Source organism: Bradyrhizobium sp. (assembly GCF_035309285.1).
Taxonomy (GTDB): Bacteria; Pseudomonadota; Alphaproteobacteria; order Rhizobiales; family Xanthobacteraceae; genus Bradyrhizobium.
This window is the reverse complement of sequence record NZ_DATGFH010000002.1, coordinates 75674-93447: the sequence shown is the minus strand read 5'-3', so window position 1 is coordinate 93447 and position 17774 is coordinate 75674. Positions and strand designations below refer to the sequence as shown.

The window sequence follows — 17774 nt, the reverse complement described above, 5'->3', positions numbered from 1 at the left end:
GCGCGGTGCGCGGCCAGAACGAGCTCGGGAAATGCTCGGAATGCCAGGCCGGCGCGTCGATCGACTCTTGCAGATTCATTCCGGCGTGGACATGACGCAAAAAGAATTGCGTGATCCACTGATCCTGGCCATCGCCGCCGGGCGTGCCCCAGGCGAGATACGGCTCGCCGTCGCGCAGCGCCATGCTCGGCGACAGCGTCGTGCGCGGGCGTTTGCCCGGCGCGAGCGAGGCGGGGTGGTTCTCCTCGAGCCAGAACATCTGCGCGCGGCTGCCGAGGCAGAAGCCGATCTCGGGGATCACGGGGGAAGATTGCAGCCAGCCGCCCGACGGCGTTGCCGAGATCATGTTGCCGGCCGTGTCGATAATGTCGAAATGCACGGTGTCGCCGCGCACCTCGCCGAAGCGGCCGACCGTCGGCTCGCCCGCGCCCATGGCGCCGACCGCCTCGCGTTGGCCTTCGGCGCGGCGCAGTTTCACCACGGAACCAAAGCCCTCGACCGAGCCGGGGACGAAATCGAGCGAGGCTTTTTCGGAGATCAGCTTGCGGCGCTTGTCGTTATAGGCGTCCGACAACAGCGTCTGGATCGGAATGTCGTTGAATTTGGGATCGCCGTAGAACTTCTCGCGATCGGCGTAAGCGAGCTTGGCGCATTCGATCTGCAGATGGATGAACTCGGCGCTTGTGGGATCGAGCCCGTCAAGCTGGAAGCCCTTGAGCAGCGCAAGCTGCTGGAGCATCACCGGCCCCTGGCTCCAGACGCCGCATTTCTGCACGGTGTAGCGGCCGTAGTCATAAGTCAGGGGCGCCTCTGTTGTCGGCGCCCAGCGCGCCATGTCGTCGGCGGACAGCACGCCCTTGTGCGGCGAACCGGAGACATCCATGACATCCTGGGTGCGGCAGAACTTGTCGATCGCTTCCGCCACAAACCCATGCGACCAGGCTTTGCGCGCGCGCTCGATCTGGGCGACCCGGTCGGAGCCGGCGCTTTCCGCCTCTTTCAGGATGCGGGTGTAGGTCTCCGCGAGCTTCGGGTTGGTGAAGATCGTGCCGGGCTTCGGCACGTCGTTGTTGGGCAGGTACACGGCGGCCGAGGTCGGCCAGTGCTGGCGGAACAGGTTTTCGACCGTCTTGATGGTGGCGCAGGCGCGCTCGACCAGCGGATAGCCGTTGCCGGCATAGGAGATCGCGGGCTCAAGCACGTCGCGCAGCCGCAGCGCGCCGTAGTCGCGGAGCAGCAGCATCCAGGATTCGAACGTGCCGGGGACGCAGGCCGCGAGCAGGCCGGTGCCAGGAACCATCTCCAGCCCCTCGCTCCTGTAGTGCGCGATCGTCGCCTTGGCCGGCGCCGGTCCCTGGCCGCAGATCACCTCGGTCCGGCCGCGCTTGATGTCATGCACGATGATCGGGACATCGCCGCCCGGGCCGTTCAAATGCGGCTCGACCACCTGCAGCGTGAAGGCGGTTGCGACCCCCGCATCAAAGGCGTTGCCGCCTTTTTCAAGCGTGGCCATCCCGACCGCGGTCGCAATCCAGTGCGTCGAGGTCACGACGCCGAAGGTGCCCTCGATCTCGGGGCGGGTCGTGAACGGATCGGGATTGATGTTGCTGACCCTAGCCATGGGATTGGCTCCTTCTTTTGGGGCGAGCGCACTTGAGCACAGCAGGGCCGTCCTGCCAACTGGCATACCAGCGCCTTCGACCTTTCCTGATCAGGCCGGACTGCGGGCCAGATTGACGGCGTGGCAGGCAACGCCGTCGATCAGCGCAGGCGCCTCCTTCCGGCAGAGGTCGAAGGCGAGCGGGCAGCGCGGGTTGAAGGCGCAGCCGGGCGGCGGGTCGATCGGGTTCGGGATCTCGCCCTTGACCGGGATCCGCTGCCGGCCGGACATCGCAAGGTCCGGCACGGCGCCCAGCAGCATCTTGGTGTAGGGCATCCGTGGCCGGCCAAAGAGCTCGCGCCCTTCCGCGATCTCGACGATGCGGCCGAGATACATCACCCCGATCCGGCTCGCCATATGGCGGACCACGGCGAGGTTGTGGCTGATGAAGAGATAGGTCAGGCCGAACTTGTCCTGCAGGTCGCGCATCAGGTTGAGGATCTGCGCCTGCACGGAGACGTCGAGTGCCGAGGTCGGCTCGTCGCAGACAATGAACTCGGCATTCGAGGCGAGTGCCCGCGCGATCGCGATGCGCTGGCGCTGGCCGCCGGAAAATTCATGCGGGAACTTGGTGCCGTCGTCGGGATGCAGGCCGACCAGCGAGAGCAGCTCGCCGACACGATCCCTGATCTGGCGCTCGCCATCGATCAGGTTGAAGGCGCGGATCGGCTCGGCGACGATGGCATCGACCCGGAAGCGCGGGTTGAGGCTCGCATAGGGGTCCTGGAACACCATCTGGATGCGGCGCCGCAGCTTTTGCCGCGCCTGCGACTGTTTCGGGTCGGTCATCGAGATGCCGTCGATGACGACATTGCCCGAGGTCGGCGGCAAGAGCCCCACCATCATGCGGGCGACCGTGGTCTTGCCGGAACCGGATTCGCCGACGAGCGCAAAGGTCTCGCCCTTCTTGATGTCGAAGCTCACGCCATCGACGGCCTTGAGGTACTCGAGATGCCCGCCCTCGATCACGCGATTCAGCCATGGCTTCGACACATCGAACACGCGGCGGAGGTTTTTGACGTCGACATAGCTCATGCCGCGCTGTCCTTCACGGAAGGCTCGTAGAGATGACAGGCGACCGATTGCGTGCCGTGGCGGATCGGCTCCGGCCGCTCGACGCGGCAGCGGTCGAAGGCGCTGGTGCAGCGCGGGTTGAACGAGCAGCCCGGCGGGATCGCCGACAGCCGCGGCATGGCGCCGGGAATCTGCACCAGCCGCTTCTCCTCGCCGGCGAGCGTCGGAATCGCGCCCATCAGGCCTTTGGCATAGGGATGCAAGGGATTTTGCACGAGATCCCGGACCGGGCCGATCTCGGCGATGCGCCCCGAATACATCACCGCGACGCGGTCGCAGGTCTCGGCGATCACGCCCATGTCGTGGGTCACCAGCATGACGGCAGTACCGTGGTCGCGGCCGAGCCGCTTGATCAGCGTGATGATCTGCGCCTGCACGGAGACGTCGAGCGCGGTGGTCGGCTCGTCGGCGATGATAAGTTCCGGCTCGGCGCAGATCGCAAGCGCGATCACGACGCGCTGGCGCATGCCACCGGAAAATTCGTGCGGGTAGCCGTCGATGCGCTTGTCAGGGGCGGGGATACCGACCTCGGCGAGCAGGTCGATGGCACGCTTGCGGGCGGCGGAGTCGGACAGGCTCAAATGGGTCTTGATAGTCTCGACGATCTGGTCGCCGATCCGATACAGCGGATTGAGGCTGGTCAACGGATCCTGGAAGATCATGCCGATCTTCTTGCCCCGCACTTTGCGCATGTCATCGGGCGACAGATTGTCGACGCGTTTGCCCGACAGCCAGATTTCGCCGCCGGCAATCCGGCCGGGCGGATCGATCAGCCCGATCACCGCGAGCCCCGTGACCGATTTGCCGGCGCCGGACTCGCCGACGACTCCCAGCACCTCGCCCTTGGCGATGTCGAAGGAAACGCCGTCGATAGCGCGCAGGGTGTGGCGGCGGGTGGCGAACTCCACCTGGAGGTTACGCACGGAAAGGACGGGTTCGGTCATCGCAGTTTCGGGTTGAGCGCGTCGCGCAGCCAGTCGCCGAGCAGGTTGATGGAGAGGATCAGCGCGGCCAGCGCAAAGCCCGGGAAGGCGATGATCCACCATTCGCCGGAGAACAGGTAGTTGTTGCCGATGCGGATCAGCGTGCCGAGCGAGGGCATGGTGTCGGGCATGCCGGAGCCGAGGAACGACAGCGTGGCCTCGGTGATGATGGCAAGCGCGAGGTTGATGGTGGCGATGATCAGCACCGGTCCCATCGCGTTCGGGAGCACGTGGCGCAGCATGATCACCGGCGCAGGCAGGCCGATCAGTTGCGCGGCCGCGACATAGTCCTTGTTCTTCTCGACCAGCACCGAGCCGCGCACGGTACGCGCATATTGCACCCAGAAGCTGAGGCCGATCGCGAACACCAGCACACCCAGCATGCTCATGGCGTCGAGCCGATCGCCGAACACCGACTTGACTATGCCGTTGACGAGCAGCGCGATCAGGATGGCCGGGAAGGTGAGCTGCACGTCGGCGATGCGCATGATGAGGGAGTCGACGGCGCCACCGACGTAACCTGCGATCAGGCCGAGCACGACGCCGAGCACGCCGGAGAACACGACGCCCAGCACCCCGACGATCAGCGAGATACGCAGGCCGTAGAGGATCGCGGACAAGACGTCGCGGCCCTGCTCGTCGGTGCCGAGCAGGAAGGGCGACTGGCCGTCGGCGAGCCAGAGCGGCGGGATGCGCGAATTGATAAGCTGGAGCTGCGCCGGGTCGAACGGGTTCTGCACCGAGATTACCGAGGCGAAGATCGCGAGCAGGAAGAACAAGAGCGTCACCGCGGCCGCAAGCATCGTCAGCTTCGAGCGGCGGAACGAATAGAACAGGTCGCTCTCGACGGCACGCCTGAACCAGCTCAAGGAGGAGGATCGCGCCGATGGCGCACCGGCTTTGGTATGCGGGACGACGGCGTCGCTCATGGTCAGGCCGGCCGGCTGATGGTCGAGCGCAAGCGCGGATCGACGACAGTGTAGAGGATATCAACCACCAGGTTGATGATGACGAAGATCAGTGAGACCATCAAGAGATAGGCCGCCATGATCGGAATATCGACATTTTGGATGGCTTGAACGAACAACAGTCCCATCCCGGGCCATTGGAACACGGTTTCGGTGATGATCGCGAATGCAATGACCGAGCCAAATTGCAGCCCCGCCACGGTGATGACGGGAACCAGCGTGTTGCGCAGCGCGTGCCCGAAGTGGATGGCGCGGGTGGTTAGCCCCCGCGCACGGGCGAAGCGGATGTAGTCGGTGCGCAGCACCTCCAGCATCTCGGCGCGGACCAGCCGCATGATCAGCGTCATCTGGAACAGCCCGAGCGTGATCGAGGGCATGATCAGGGCCTTCAGGCCGGAAACGGTGAGAAGCCCGGTCGTCCACCAGCCGATGTGGACCACCTCGCCGCGGCCGAATGAGGGCAGCCAGCCGAGCGTGACTGAGAACAGATAGATGAGCAGGATGCCGATCAGGAAGGTCGGCAGCGATATGCCGATCAGCGACACCGCCTGGAACAGCTTGGCGAGGATAGAATCGCGGCGCAGCGCCGAATAGACGCCCATCAGGATACCGAACACGATCGCAAAAATGGTCGCACAGGTGGCGAGCTCCAGCGTCGCCGGCATCCGCTCTTTCAAGAGCGCCGCGACGGGCTGGCGGAACTGATAGGAGATGCCGAACTTGAACTGCGCTGCATTGGCGAAGTAGCGCACGAACTGGACGGGAATCGGATCATTGAGGCCGAGCGATTCGCGGATAGCGGCGCGCTCCGCGGCCGAGGTATCGATCGCAACCATCTGGCTGACCGGGTCGCCGGCGAAACGGAACATCGAGAAGGCGATGATTCCGACGGCGATCATCACGCCGATCGCCTGGATCACCCGGCGAAGAGTGAAAGCGAGCATGTGATCCTTTCACTTCTCTTCTTGTATGGCGCGCTTCGTTGCGTGACCTAACGAAATGTCCCGGAAGCCGCAAGCCGCCGGGACACTCTGATCGAACCCTACTACTCTTCCTGCTTGTTGGCCCAGTAGAGCAGGACCTGGTTGTCCGCGCGCTGGGTCAGCTTCACCTTGTTCGACACACCCCAGGCCAGCGACTGCTGGTGCAGCGGGATGTAGGCATAGTCCTTGTTGGCGATCTCGAAGGCCTGCTTGATCAACTGGTCGCGCTTGGCCTGATCCGGCTCGACCAGGATCTTGTCGGTGAGTGCGTCGAGGTCCTTGTTGCAATAACCGCCGAGATTGGCTTCGCCGCGGCCGGGATCCTTCGGATCGTTACGGCAGCCGAAGATATCGTGCAGCACGTTGTGGGAGTCCATCGAGGCCGGCGTCCAGCCGAGCAGATAGAACGAGGTCTTGTAGCCGCCGGGCTTGAGGACCTTGGCAAAAAAGAGCTGCTTGGGCTGCGCGTTCAGATCGACCTTGACGCCGATGCGCGCCAGCATGCCGACCACCGCCTGGCAGATCGCCGCGTCGTTGACGTAGCGGTCGTTCGGGCAGTCCATCGTGAGCTCGAAGCCGTTGGGATAGCCGGCTTCAGCAAGAAGCTTCTTGGCAGCATCCGGATCGTATTTCGGGCGCGTGAAGTCCTTGGAGAGCGCGTAGAGTTGCGGCGCGATCATCAGCGCCGAGGGCGTCGACATGCCGCGCATCACGCGGCTCTTGATCGCGTCCACGTCGATCGCCTTGTAGAAGGCCTCGCGGACGCGGATATCCTTGAACGGGTTCTTGCCCTTGACGCTGGAGTAGAGCAGCTCGTCCCGCGACTGGTCCATGCCGAGGAAGATGGTGCGCAGCTCCGGGCCGGTCATGACCTTGGCCGCACCGCTGGCATTGACGCGCTGGATGTCCTGCAGCGGCACCGGCTCGATGACGTCGACTTCGCCGGACAATAGCGCCGCCACCCTCGTCGCGTCGTTCGCGATCGGGGTGAACACGATCTCCTTCAGATTGCTTTCGGGCTTGCCCCACCAGCCCGGAAATACCTTGAAGACGGTTTTCACGCCGGGCTGATGGCTCTCGATGGTGAAGCGGCCGGTGCCGTTCTCGTGCAGCGAGGCATAGCTTGGCGTGGTCGCGGACGCCGGCGTCGGCGCGACGACGTCGTGCTTCTCGCACCATTTCTTGTCCATGATATACCAGCCGTCCCATTGCGTGATCAGAATGGGATTGGGCGACTTCAGCACGACGTCGACCGTGTAGTCGTCGACCTTGACGAATTTTGCGTCGGCCGGAATGACGCTGGTAAAATTGGAGCCGTTGGCGCGAACGCGATCGGCCGAGAAAATCACGTCGTCGGCGGTGAAGGGATCGCCGTTGTGGAATTTGACGTTGTGGCGCAGATGGAAGCGCCAGCGCGTCGGCTCCGGGGTCTCCCAGCTTTCGGCCAGCGCCGGAACGATTTTCAGGTCCTTGTCGCGCGCGACCAAGCCCTCATAAACGTGCCCGTGATGGGCGATCGTCGTGGTTTCGCGCAAGGTATAGGGATCGAGCGACTTCAGATCGCCCTGGTTCGCATAACGGAGCGTTTGGCTCGATGCCGGCGCCATCGCGAATGCTGCAAGCGAAACGGTCGCTGCAAAAAAAAGGTGACGTACCGACATTTGTTTACGCTCTCCGCTTAGGGCGCCTGCATGTCCGCAATGCGGCCCGTGGGTATAATCAAACCAATTTGCCAGAGTTTGGCCGCCGCGCAAGCGCCATTCCCCCGAAAGCCGCGCCGGTTTGCGTGGTCGCGGTGCAACAGCTAGTTTTCAGTTTAGGCGTCCAGCGCGTCTAAAGTATTCAACTTTCGGAGTGCCAGATGGCGGAATTAAAGGCCGACGTACTCGTGCTCGGCGCAGGCATGGTCGGCGTCGGGGCCGCGCTGCACCTGCAAAAGCGCGGGCGCGACGTCATCCTGGTCGATCGGCACGCGCTTGCCGGCGAGGAGACGAGCTACGGCAATGCCGGGATCATCGAGTCCGCCTCGGTGTTTCCCTACATGTTTCCCCGCAATGCCGGGGAAATTCTTTATTATGCGACCAACCGCGCCCCGCATGTGCGCTACGCCATCGGTGACTTGCCGGCTTTCCTGCCGTGGCTGGTGCGCTACTATTTCGCTTCGCAGCCGGACCGGGCGCTGCGCGGTGCGATGGGCGTCCTGCCACTGATCCGGCAGAGCCTCGTCGAGCACGAGGCCCTGATGGCGGAGGCCGGCGTGCCCGAGCTCCTGCGCAAGGACGGCTGGATCAAGCTGTTTCGTTCCGAGAAGGCGCTGGCCAAGGCGATCGGCGAGCTGGAGCGGGCGCGGCAATATGGCGTCACCGGCGATCTTCTCGACGCCAAGGCGATTGCGGCACGCGAGCCGCATTTGAGCGGCGATTTCGCCGGCGCCATCCACTTGCCCCAACCGGGATTTGTACCCGATCCAGGCGGTCTCGCCAAAGCCTATGCCGCGCTGTTTATGCGCAAGGGCGGACGCTGTCTCGTGGCGGACGCGACCTCGCTCGAACAGACCAGCGGCGGCTGGCGCGTCGGTGGAGCAGGTAATACGGCCATCGCGCGCGAAGCCGCCATAGCACTCGGCCCGTGGTCCGATCTTGTGTTCAAGAAGTTCGGCTACGCCCTGCCGTTCTCGGTCAAGCGCGGCTATCATCTGCATCTCGCCGCGCGCGGCAACGCCGTGCTGCAGCATCCGGTCCTCGACGCCGAACAGGGCTTTTTGCTGGCGCCGATGAACCGCGGCATCCGCCTCACCAGCGGCGTCGAATTTGCCCGCCGCGATGCGCCGGCAACCCCGGTGCAGATCGAGCGTGCGCTGCCGAGGGCACGCAAGCTATTTCCGCTCGGCGACGCCGTCGACGCAAAACCCTGGAAAGGGGCGCGTCCATGCCTTCCCGACATGCTGCCGGTGATTGGCCGCGCCCCAAATCATCCAGGGCTGTGGTTCGACTTCGGCCATCAGCACCACGGGCTGACGCTCGGGCCCATCACCGGGCGCCTGCTCGCGGAGATGATGACCGGCGAGACGCCGTTTGCCGATCCGGCGCCGTTTGCGGCCGAACGTTTCGGCTGACCCCGCGTAAATTGGCCGTAGCCCGGGTGAGCGAAGCGACACCCGGGGAACAATCCCGCATATCGCTTCGCTCAGGCGGGCTACGATCTGATGCGGCGCGCTACTCCTCCTGCTTGACCATCCAGTAGGGCAGCACCTGGTTGTCGGCGCGCTGCACCACTTTCAACTTCTTCGAGACGCCCCACGCCAGCGCCTGCTGGTGCAGCGGGATATAGGCGTAATCCTTGATGGCGATCTCGAAGGCCTGCTTGATCAACTGGTCGCGCTTGGCCATGTCAGTTTCCTGCAGGACCTCATCGGTGAGCTTGTCGAACTCCTTGTTGCAGTAGCCGCCGAGATTGGATTCGCCGCGGGATGGATCCTTGGGATCGTTGCGGCAGCCCATGATGTCATGCATCACGTTATGGGAATCGAGCGTTCCGGGCGTCCAGCCAAGCAGATAGAAGGACGTCTTGTAGCCGCCGGGTTTCAGCACCTTGGCAAAGTATAGCTGCTTGGGCTGCGCGTTCAGATCGACCTTGACGCCGATGCGCGCCAGCATGCCGACCACCGCCTGGCAGATCGCCGCGTCATTGACGTAACGGTCGTTCGGGCAGTCCATCGTGAGCTCGAAGCCATTGGGATAGCCGGCATCAGAGAGAAGTTTCTTGGCGGCTTCGGGATCGTATTTCGGGCGCGTGAAATCCTTGGAGAGCGCGTATAGTTGCGGCGCGATCATCAGCGCCGAGGGCGTCGACATGCCGCGCATCACGCGCGTCTTGATCGCTTCCACGTCGATCGCTTTGTAGAAAGCCTCGCGAACGCGAACGTCCTTGAAGGGATTCTTGCCCTTGACGTTGGAGTAGAGAAGCTCGTCGCGCGACTGGTCCATGCCCAGAAAGATCGTGCGGATTTCCGGAGCCGTGAGCACCTGCGCGGTGCCGCTTGCATTGACGCGCTGGATGTCCTGCAACGGCACCGGTTCGATGATGTCGACCTCGCCCGTGAGCAGTGCCGCCACCCGCGTCGCTTCGTTCGCGATCGGGGTGAAGACGATTTCCTTCAAGTTATGCTCCGGCTTGCCCCACCAGTTCGGGTTGACCTTGAACACCGTCTTCACGCCGGGCTGATGGCTTTCGATCATGAAGGGGCCGGTGCCGTTGGCGTGCAGCGAGGCATACGAGGGCGTGGTTGCCGCGGCCGGCGTCGGCGCCACGGCGTTGTGCTCCTCGCACCACTTCTTGTCCATGATGTACCAGGTATTCCATAGCGAAGGCAGGATGGGATTCGGCTTGGTCAGGATGAAATCGACGGTGTAGTCGTCGACCTTAACGACCTTCACATCGGGGGCGACGTAGGTGAGGAGGTTCGAGCCGTTGGCGCGAACCCGGTCTGCCGAGAACACGACGTCGTCGGCGGTGAAGGGATCGCCGTTCTGGAACTTGACGCCGTGGCGCAGGTGGAAGCGCCAGCGCGTCGGCTCCGGTGTCTCCCAGCTTTCCGCCAGCGCCGGAACGATTCTCAGGTCCTTGTCACGCGCGATCAGCCCCTCATAGATTTGCCCGAGATGGGCATGGGTGGTAGATTCGTTGAGAGTGTAGGGGTCGAGCGATTTGAGCTCGCCCTGGTTGGCGTAGCGTAGCGTCTGGCCGGATGCCGGGGACACCACGACGACGGCCGCGATCGCGGCCGCAGCAAAAAGCCTCTGACAAAGCGACATGGTTGCGCCTCCCGCTGTCTTTTGCTCTGGCCGGCCGATCAGGGCCGGCCGCAAGGCAGTGTTGCGGGGGAACGTCCGGCCCGCAAGTCGATTTTTATGCAAAAGCCGAGCCGGATTGGTTGACCATACTTCGAATTCATCGGGCATGGCCGCACTGCAGCGCATCCGCTCGCTTGCGCGGTAGGCGCCGTCGTGGCGATACTGCGCCGCTCGCAGCGCTGTTTGCGATGCCTGGCCCAAAGGAGCGGAAATGAAGGTAAATATCGAGATCGATTGCACGCCCCTCGAAGCCCGGCAGTTCTTCGGACTTCCCGACGTGGCGCCGATGCAGACGGCGGTCATGGACAAGTTGCAGCAGCAGATGACCAGCAACATCGACAAGATTTCGCCGGAATCGCTGATCCAGACCTGGTTCAGCTTCGATCCCAAATTCGCCGAGCGGATGCAGGACATGTTCGTCACCATGACGGGGCTCGGCGCGCTCGGCAGCGACAAGAAGAAGTGATGGCCGCCGGGCGGAGCGAGACCCAGGCTCACCCCCGGCTGCGTCCGCCGGGGTTCGGACTGTTCGTCGCGGAGATGCGGGGGATCCTCGAGTTCAATGCCAGCGTCTTGCTGTCGCCGCTTCTGATGCGCGCGCCGCGGGGCGACGGCCATCCGGTGCTGGCGCTGCCGGGCTTTCTCGCCAGCGATCTGTCGATGGTGCCGTTGCGGCACTACCTCACCGAGCTCGGCTACGAGACGCATGCCTGGGGGATGGGCCGCAATGTCGGCGGTGTTGCGAAGATGCGGACCGCGCTGCTCGACCGGCTCGCGCGGATTCACCATCGCGCCGGCCGCAAGGTCTCAATTGTCGGCTGGAGCCTCGGCGGCGTCTATGCGCGTGACCTCGCGCTGCAGGCGCCCGAGATGGTGCGCGATGTCATCACGCTCGCAAGCCCCTTTGCCAACGACATCAGGGCGACCAACGCGACGCGGCTTTACGAGACGCTGTCGGGGGAGACCGTCGGTGGCAACCCCGAGTTCGAGCAAGCCATCGCCGGTGACCTTCCGGTCCCCGCGACCTCGATCTACTCGAAAAGTGACGGCATCGTGAACTGGCGGACCTGCCTGCTGCGGGTGAGCGAGACGGCCGAGAACATCGAGGTCCATTTCGCCAGCCATGTCGGAATCGGTGTCAATCCGGCGGCGCTATGGGTGATCGCCGATCGCCTGGCACAGCGGGACGGCCAATTCCACCCATTCGATCGCTCCGGTCCTTTTGCCATTGCCTATGCGCCCCCGGAACAGGCACAATCCGCCTCAGTGTAACTTCAGGGTAAGAAGCGGGAACAAGCCGCCAGCGTGATTTCTTCGGGAGGAAAGCATGGGTGACGGCAAGAAACTGTCCTCGCTGGACGCATCGTTTCTGTATCTGGAGACGCCGGAAATGCCGATGCATGTCGGCAGCATGGCGATCTTCCGCCTGCCTGACGGCTACAAGGGCGACTTCTTCGAAGAATTCAAGGCGATGATCGCCTCGCGGTTGCACATCGCGCCGATCCTCAAGGCGCGGCTTCAGAAGGCGCCGCTCGATATCGACCATCCCTCCTGGGTCGAGGACGACCAGTTCGACATCGATCGCCACATCTTCCGCGCGAGCCTGCCTGCGCCGCGCGACCGCGCCACGCTCGAGCGCATCGTCGGCTGGATGCACGCAAAGCTTCTGAACCGCGCACGCCCGCTCTGGGAATTCTATGTCTTCGAGGGCATGAAGGACAACGAGATCGGACTCTATTCCAAGATGCACCATGCCTGCATCGACGGCGGCGCAGGTGCGGCGCTGACCAGTATGATCTACGACGTCACGCCGATCCCGCGGGTCGTCGAGCCGCCGACCGCGAAGGCCAAGGTCGGGCAGGAGCCGCGTGATATCGCCGCCAACCTGCTCGATTCCTATCAGCAGCTCTGGACCCAGCCGCTCGAGGCGGCCGCCGCCGCTAAAAGCATCGAGTTGCCGCGCTCGGGCAAAAGCGATCTCGGTTCGATCCTGTTCGACAATGCGATGTACCAGATCGAAAGCGCGGTGCGCTTTGCCGGCAACATCCCGACCATGTTGAAAACCGTCTCCGACGTGGTTGGCAAGATCGCGGACCCGAAGTCGCGCGAGAATCTCGCCAGCATGATGTCGCCCCCGACGATCCTGAACAAGTCGATCTCCTCGGAGCGGAGCTTCGCCGGCGTCTCGATCTCGCTGTCGCGGGCGAAGGCGCTCGCCAAAACCTCCGGCGGCAAGCTCAACGACGTGGTGCTGGCGCTCGCCTCGGGCGTGGCGCGGCGCTACCTGATCAAGCAGGGCGCGCTGCCGAACAAGTCGATGACCGCCGCGGTGCCGATCTCGCTGCGCGAGGAGGGCAATACCGACTCCAACAACCAGGTGTTCGGCATGATCTGCGGCATCGCGACCAATGTGGACGATCCGAGGACGCGTCTCGAGACCATCATCGCGCAGTCGACCAAGTCCAAGGAGATGTCGCATCCCTTGCGCGCGCTGATGCCGCAGGTCTCCAACATCTCGATGCTCGGCGCGCCGATCCTCGTGCAGATTCTGGCGCTGCTCTATAGCCGCTCGAGCCTGTCCGACGTGCTGCCGCCGGCGGCGAATATCACGGTTTCAAACGTGCCAGGCCCGCGGCGGACGCTCTATGCCGCGGGCGCCGAGCTGTTGCACATCTTCCCTGTGTCGATCGCGACGCACGGAATTGCGCTCAACATCACCGTGCAGAGCTATCGCGACCAGCTCGATTTCGGCTTCATCGCAGGCGCCAACATCATCCCGCATGTGCAGGAATTGTGCGACATGCTGCCGGAGGAGTTTGCCGCGCTCGAAGCGGCCTACGCGCCGAAGGCTGGCGAGGTCAAAGGCGCCGCTGAATAAGGACAAGACTCATGATTGAGATGCCTCCGCTCGCGTTCGCCTCGACGAACGGGATTCGCATGGGCTATTACGATGCGGGTCCCAAGACCGACACGCCGCCGATGGTGCTCTGCCACGGCTGGCCGGAGCTCGCCTTTTCCTGGCGCCATCAGATCAAGGCGCTGAGCGAGGCCGGCATCCGCGTGATCGCGCCGGACCAGCGCGGCTATGGCGCGACCGACCGGCCGGATCCAGTGGAAGGCTACGACATCGAGCATCTGACCAGCGATCTCGTCGGCCTGCTCGATCACCTCGGAATCGAGAAAGCGATCTTCGTCGGCCACGACTGGGGCGGCTTTGTCGTCTGGCAGATGCCGCTGCGGCATTTCTCGCGGGTGGCTGGCGTCGTCGGCGTCAACACGCCGCATCTGGATCGCGCGGCGGCCGATCCGATCGTACTGTTCCGCCAGCGCTTCGGCGACCAAATGTACATCGTGCAGTTCCAGGATCCGGCACGCGAGCCGGACCGGATTTTCGATAGCCGCGTCGAGCAGACCTTTGACGCCTTCATGCGCAAGCCCGCGCCACGGCCCGCGGACGCGCCGCCCGAACAGCCGGTCGCAGGCGTCGGCGCCTCGCCCCGGATCAACCTGGCGTTCCCGCAGATGATTGCCAACTACGACGCGCGGCACGATCCGCGTACGCCGATCCTGTCGGCGGAGGAGAAGCAGGTGTTCGTCGATACCTTCAAGCGGACCGGCTTCACCGGCGGCATCAACTGGTATCGCAATTTCACCCGCAACTGGCAGCGCTCCGAAGGGCTCGACCATCATGTGCGCGTGCCGGCGCTGATGATCATGGCAGAGAATGACGCGGTGCTGCCGCCGTCGGCCGCCGACGGCATGGAAAGGCTGGTGCCGGATCTCGAGAAATACCTGGTGCGCGACAGCGGCCATTGGACGCAGCAGGAGAAGCCGGAAGAAGTCAGCGCCAAGCTGATCGAATGGCGTAGGAAACGGTTTGGTTAGCGAAGGACGTCGCCACACCGTCATTGCGAGGAGCGAAGCGACGAAGCAATCTATACCTTCGTGTGCGTCTGGATTGCTTCGCTTCGCTCGCAATGACGGCTCGACAGTAGTGCAAGGGATACTTCGTAATGGCGCCGAAGAAGAACAGACTCGCTCCGATCCCGCAGCCGCCGACCAAGCCGGTGGTCGGCAACATGCTGTCCCTGGATTCGGCGGCGCCCGTGCAGCACCTGACTCGGCTGGCCAGGGAATTGGGTCCGATCTTCTGGCTTGACATGATGGGCGCGCCGATCGTGATCGTCTCCGGCCACGACCTCGTCGACGAGCTCTCCGACGAGAAGCGCTTCGACAAGGCGGTGCGCGGCGCGCTCCGGCGCGTGCGCGCGGTCGGCGGCGACGGGCTGTTCACGGCCGACACCACCGAGCCGAACTGGAGCAAGGCGCACAACATCCTGATGCAGCCGTTCGGCAACCGCGCCATGCAGTCCTATCACGCAAGCATGGTCGACATCGCCGAGCAGCTCGTGAAGAAGTGGGAGCGGCTCAACGCCGACGACGAGATCGAGGTCGTGCACGACATGACCGCGCTGACCCTCGACACAATCGGTCTCTGCGGCTTCGACTATCGCTTCAACTCGTTCTACCGGCGCGACTACCATCCCTTCGTGGAGTCGCTGGTGCGCTCGCTCGAAACCATCATGATGACCCGCGGCTTGCCGATGGAGAATCTGTGGATGCAAAAGCGAAGGCGCGATCTCGCCGCCGACGTCGCCTTCATGAACAAGATGGTCGACGCGATCGTCGCCGAGCGCCGCAAGAACACCGCCGCCAGCGGCGACAAGAAGGACATGCTCGCCGCAATGATGACGGGCATCGACCGCACGACCGGCGAGCAGCTCGACGACGTCAACATCCGCTACCAGATCAACACGTTCCTGATCGCGGGCCACGAGACCACCAGCGGGCTGTTGTCGTACACGCTTTATGCGCTGCTCAAGCATCCCGACGTGCTGAAGAAGGCCTATGAAGAGGTCGACCGCGTGCTTGGCCCCGACGCCGACGCCAGGCCGACCTATCAGCAGGTCACCCAGCTCACCTACATCACGCAGATCTTGAAAGAGGCGCTGCGGCTGTGGCCGCCGGCGCCGGCCTATGGCATTGCGCCGCTCAAGGACGAGGCCATCGGCGGCGGCAAGTACAAGCTCAAGAGGGGGACCTTCGTCACCATCCTCGTTACCGTGCTGCATCGCGATCCTTCGGTCTGGGGTCCCAATCCAGAAATGTTCAACCCGGAGAATTTCAGCCGCGAGGCGGAGGCGGCGCGGCCGGTCAATGCCTGGAAACCCTTTGGCAACGGCCAGCGCGCCTGCATCGGCCGCGGCTTTGCCATGCATGAGGCGGCGCTCGCGATCGGCATGATCCTGCAGCGCTTCAAGCTGATCGATGTGCATCGCTACCAGATGCATCTGAAGGAAACGCTGACAATCAAGCCGGACGGTTTCAGGATCAAGGTGCGGCCGCGCGACGCCAGGGACCGCGGCGCGTTCGCCGCTCCGGCGGCCGCGGCATCTGTCACGCCGAAGTCAGCACCGCGGCCTGCGACGCGTCCGGGGCACAACACGCCGATGCTCGTGCTCTACGGCTCGAACCTCGGTTCGGCCGAGGAGCTCGCGACGCGCGTCGCCGATCTTGCCGAGATCAACGGCTTCGTCACGCGGCTTGGTCCGCTCGACGATTATGTCGGCAAGCTGCCGGAGGAGGGCGGCGTCCTCGTCATCTGCGCCTCCTACAACGGCGCGCCGCCCGACAATGCCTCGCAATTCGTCAAATGGCTCGGCAGCGACCTGCCCAAGGATGCGTTTGCGAAGGTGCGCTACGCGGTATTCGGCTGCGGCAACAGCGATTGGGCCGCGACCTACCAATCGGTGCCGCGCTTCATCGATGAAAAGCTCACCGCGCACGGCGCGCGCGCCATCTATCCGCGCGGCGAGGGCGATGCGCGCAGTGACCTCGACGGCCAGTTCCAGAAATGGTTCCCGGCGGCCGCGCAGGTCGCGACCAGGGAATTCGGCATCGACTGGAATTTCACCCGCACCGCCGAGGACGAGCCGCTTTATGTGATCGAGCCGGTGGCGCAGGGCGCGGTCAATACTATTCTGACGCAAGGCGGCGCGGTGCCGATGAAGGTGCTCGTCAATAGCGAGCTGCAGAACAAGGCAGGCACGAACCCGTCGGAACGCTCGACGCGGCACATCGAGGTCGAATTGCCGGCCGGTCTCAACTACCGCGTCGGCGATCATTTGAGCGTCGTGCCTCGCAACGATCCGACCCTGGTGGATTCGGTCGCGCGGCGCTTTGGATTCCTACCGGTCGATCAGATCCGCCTGCAGGTCGCCGAGGGCCGCCGCGCGCAATTGCCGGTCGGGAGCGCCGTGTCGGTCGGGCGCCTGCTCACCGAGTTCGTCGAACTGCAGCAGGTCGCGACGAAAAAGCAGATCCAGATCATGGCCGAGCACACTCGCTGCCCGGTGACCAAGCCGAAGCTGATGGCCTATGTCGGCGACGATGATGCTTCCGTCGCGCGCTACCAGGGCGATGTGCTCTCAAAGCGCAAATCGGTGTTCGACCTTCTGGACGAACATCCGGCCTGCGAGCTGCCGTTCCAACTCTATCTCGAGATGTTGTCGCTGCTCGCGCCGCGCTATTATTCAATCTCGTCGTCGCCGGCGGGAGAAGCATCGCGCTGCAGCGTCACCGTCGGCGTGGTGGAAGCGCCCGCCAGCTCCGGCCGCGGCGTCTACCGTGGCGTCTGCTCCAACTATCTCGCCCGCCGCCGCTCCGGCGACACCGTTCATGCCACGGTGAAGGAAACCAGGGCCGGCTTCCGGTTGCCAGATGACAACGCCGTGCCGGTCATCATGATCGGCCCTGGCACCGGGCTTGCGCCGTTCCGCGGCTTCCTGCAGGAGCGCGCCGCGCGCAAGGCCAAGGGCGCGACGCTGGGGTCGGCGATGCTGTTCTTCGGCTGCCGCCATCCCGAGCAAGATTTCATCTACGCCGACGAGTTGAAGGCATTCGCCGCCGACGGCATTTGCGAATTGCACACCGCTTTTTCCCGCGCCGACGGGCCAAAGACCTATGTGCAACATCTCCTCGCTGCCGAGAAGGACAAGGTGTGGCGGCTGATCGAGCAGGGCGCGATCATCTATATCTGCGGCGACGGCGGCAGGATGGAGCCTGACGTCAAGGCCGCTCTGGTTGCGATCCATCGTGAGCGAACGGGTGCGGACGCCGCCGCCGGCGCGCGCTGGATCGAGGATATGGGCGCAAAGAACCGCTACGTGCTGGATGTGTGGGCGGGCGGGTAG

The 17774-nt window shown here is 64.0% G+C and carries 13 protein-coding genes; 6 read left to right on the top strand and 7 right to left on the bottom strand.

Annotated elements, in window-relative coordinates:
- The 6 genes from VKR55_RS00550 to VKR55_RS00525 all read right to left on the bottom strand — a co-directional run.
- A partial coding sequence (locus tag VKR55_RS00550; protein WP_324398836.1) for a gamma-glutamyltransferase family protein occupies positions 1-1621 on the bottom strand: 1621 nt, incomplete at its 3' end.
- Positions 1622-1711: 90 nt separating this feature from the next.
- Entirely contained in the window at positions 1712-2695 is a 984-nt protein-coding gene (locus tag VKR55_RS00545) for an ABC transporter ATP-binding protein (protein ID WP_324398835.1), read from the bottom strand.
- On the bottom strand, positions 2692-3678 hold the full coding sequence (locus VKR55_RS00540; protein ID WP_324398834.1) for an ABC transporter ATP-binding protein: 987 nt from the start codon (positions 3676-3678) through the stop codon (positions 2692-2694). The genes VKR55_RS00545 and VKR55_RS00540 overlap by 4 nt, the downstream gene beginning before the upstream one ends.
- Complete coding sequence (locus VKR55_RS00535) at positions 3675-4646, bottom strand: ABC transporter permease (RefSeq protein ID WP_324398833.1); 972 nt, start codon at positions 4644-4646, stop codon at positions 3675-3677. The genes VKR55_RS00540 and VKR55_RS00535 overlap by 4 nt, the downstream gene beginning before the upstream one ends.
- Before the next feature lie 2 nt (positions 4647-4648).
- The gene (locus VKR55_RS00530) at positions 4649-5629 is read right to left on the bottom strand and encodes an ABC transporter permease (protein ID WP_324398832.1); all 981 of its coding nucleotides are present in this window, start codon (positions 5627-5629) and stop codon (positions 4649-4651) included.
- Positions 5630-5730: 101 nt separating this feature from the next.
- Positions 5731-7329 carry an ABC transporter substrate-binding protein gene (locus tag VKR55_RS00525; RefSeq protein WP_324398831.1) on the bottom strand — a complete coding sequence of 533 codons (1599 nt, stop codon included), beginning with the start codon at positions 7327-7329 and terminating at the stop codon, positions 5731-5733.
- A 200-nt stretch (positions 7330-7529) separates the two neighbouring features.
- On the opposite strand from VKR55_RS00525, the gene VKR55_RS00520 reads away from it, so the two are divergent.
- Complete coding sequence (locus tag VKR55_RS00520; protein ID WP_324398830.1) at positions 7530-8783, top strand: NAD(P)/FAD-dependent oxidoreductase; 1254 nt, start codon at positions 7530-7532, stop codon at positions 8781-8783.
- 100 nt (positions 8784-8883) lie between these two features.
- On the opposite strand, the gene VKR55_RS00515 is transcribed toward VKR55_RS00520, so the two are convergent.
- Positions 8884-10482, bottom strand: a complete 1599-nt coding sequence (locus VKR55_RS00515) for an ABC transporter substrate-binding protein (RefSeq protein WP_324398829.1) — start codon at positions 10480-10482, stop codon at positions 8884-8886.
- A gap of 250 nt (positions 10483-10732) precedes the next feature.
- Between VKR55_RS00515 and VKR55_RS00510 the strand changes: the two genes are divergently transcribed.
- From VKR55_RS00510 to VKR55_RS00490, 5 genes are all read left to right on the top strand, one after another.
- The gene (locus VKR55_RS00510) at positions 10733-10987 is read left to right on the top strand and encodes a DUF6489 family protein (RefSeq protein ID WP_324398828.1); all 255 of its coding nucleotides are present in this window, start codon (positions 10733-10735) and stop codon (positions 10985-10987) included.
- Entirely contained in the window at positions 10987-11793 is an 807-nt protein-coding gene (locus tag VKR55_RS00505; protein WP_324398827.1) for an esterase/lipase family protein, read from the top strand. The genes VKR55_RS00510 and VKR55_RS00505 overlap by 1 nt, the downstream gene beginning before the upstream one ends.
- Before the next feature lie 55 nt (positions 11794-11848).
- Entirely contained in the window at positions 11849-13399 is a 1551-nt protein-coding gene (locus VKR55_RS00500; protein WP_324398826.1) for a WS/DGAT/MGAT family O-acyltransferase, read from the top strand.
- 11 nt (positions 13400-13410) lie between these two features.
- Complete coding sequence (locus VKR55_RS00495) at positions 13411-14406, top strand: alpha/beta fold hydrolase (RefSeq protein ID WP_324398825.1); 996 nt, start codon at positions 13411-13413, stop codon at positions 14404-14406.
- A gap of 128 nt (positions 14407-14534) precedes the next feature.
- Complete coding sequence (locus VKR55_RS00490; protein ID WP_324398824.1) at positions 14535-17774, top strand: bifunctional cytochrome P450/NADPH--P450 reductase; 3240 nt, start codon at positions 14535-14537, stop codon at positions 17772-17774.

What these genes read in the sequence shown, in the direction of transcription:
- VKR55_RS00545 (WP_324398835.1), bottom strand. Translation starts at nt 2,695, where the DNA reads ATGAGCTATGTCGACGTCAAAAACCTCCGCCGCGTGTTCGATGTGTCG.
- VKR55_RS00540 (WP_324398834.1), bottom strand. Translation starts at nt 3,678, where the DNA reads ATGACCGAACCCGTCCTTTCCGTGCGTAACCTCCAGGTGGAGTTCGCC.
- VKR55_RS00535 (WP_324398833.1), bottom strand. Translation starts at nt 4,646, where the DNA reads ATGAGCGACGCCGTCGTCCCGCATACCAAAGCCGGTGCGCCATCGGCG.
- VKR55_RS00530 (WP_324398832.1), bottom strand. Translation starts at nt 5,629, where the DNA reads ATGCTCGCTTTCACTCTTCGCCGGGTGATCCAGGCGATCGGCGTGATG.
- VKR55_RS00525 (WP_324398831.1), bottom strand. Translation starts at nt 7,329, where the DNA reads ATGTCGGTACGTCACCTTTTTTTTGCAGCGACCGTTTCGCTTGCAGCA.
- VKR55_RS00520 (WP_324398830.1), top strand. Translation starts at nt 7,530, where the DNA reads ATGGCGGAATTAAAGGCCGACGTACTCGTGCTCGGCGCAGGCATGGTC.
- VKR55_RS00515 (WP_324398829.1), bottom strand. Translation starts at nt 10,482, where the DNA reads ATGTCGCTTTGTCAGAGGCTTTTTGCTGCGGCCGCGATCGCGGCCGTC.
- VKR55_RS00510 (WP_324398828.1), top strand. Translation starts at nt 10,733, where the DNA reads ATGAAGGTAAATATCGAGATCGATTGCACGCCCCTCGAAGCCCGGCAG.
- VKR55_RS00505 (WP_324398827.1), top strand. Translation starts at nt 10,987, where the DNA reads ATGGCCGCCGGGCGGAGCGAGACCCAGGCTCACCCCCGGCTGCGTCCG.
- VKR55_RS00500 (WP_324398826.1), top strand. Translation starts at nt 11,849, where the DNA reads ATGGGTGACGGCAAGAAACTGTCCTCGCTGGACGCATCGTTTCTGTAT.
- VKR55_RS00495 (WP_324398825.1), top strand. Translation starts at nt 13,411, where the DNA reads ATGATTGAGATGCCTCCGCTCGCGTTCGCCTCGACGAACGGGATTCGC.
- VKR55_RS00490 (WP_324398824.1), top strand. Translation starts at nt 14,535, where the DNA reads ATGGCGCCGAAGAAGAACAGACTCGCTCCGATCCCGCAGCCGCCGACC.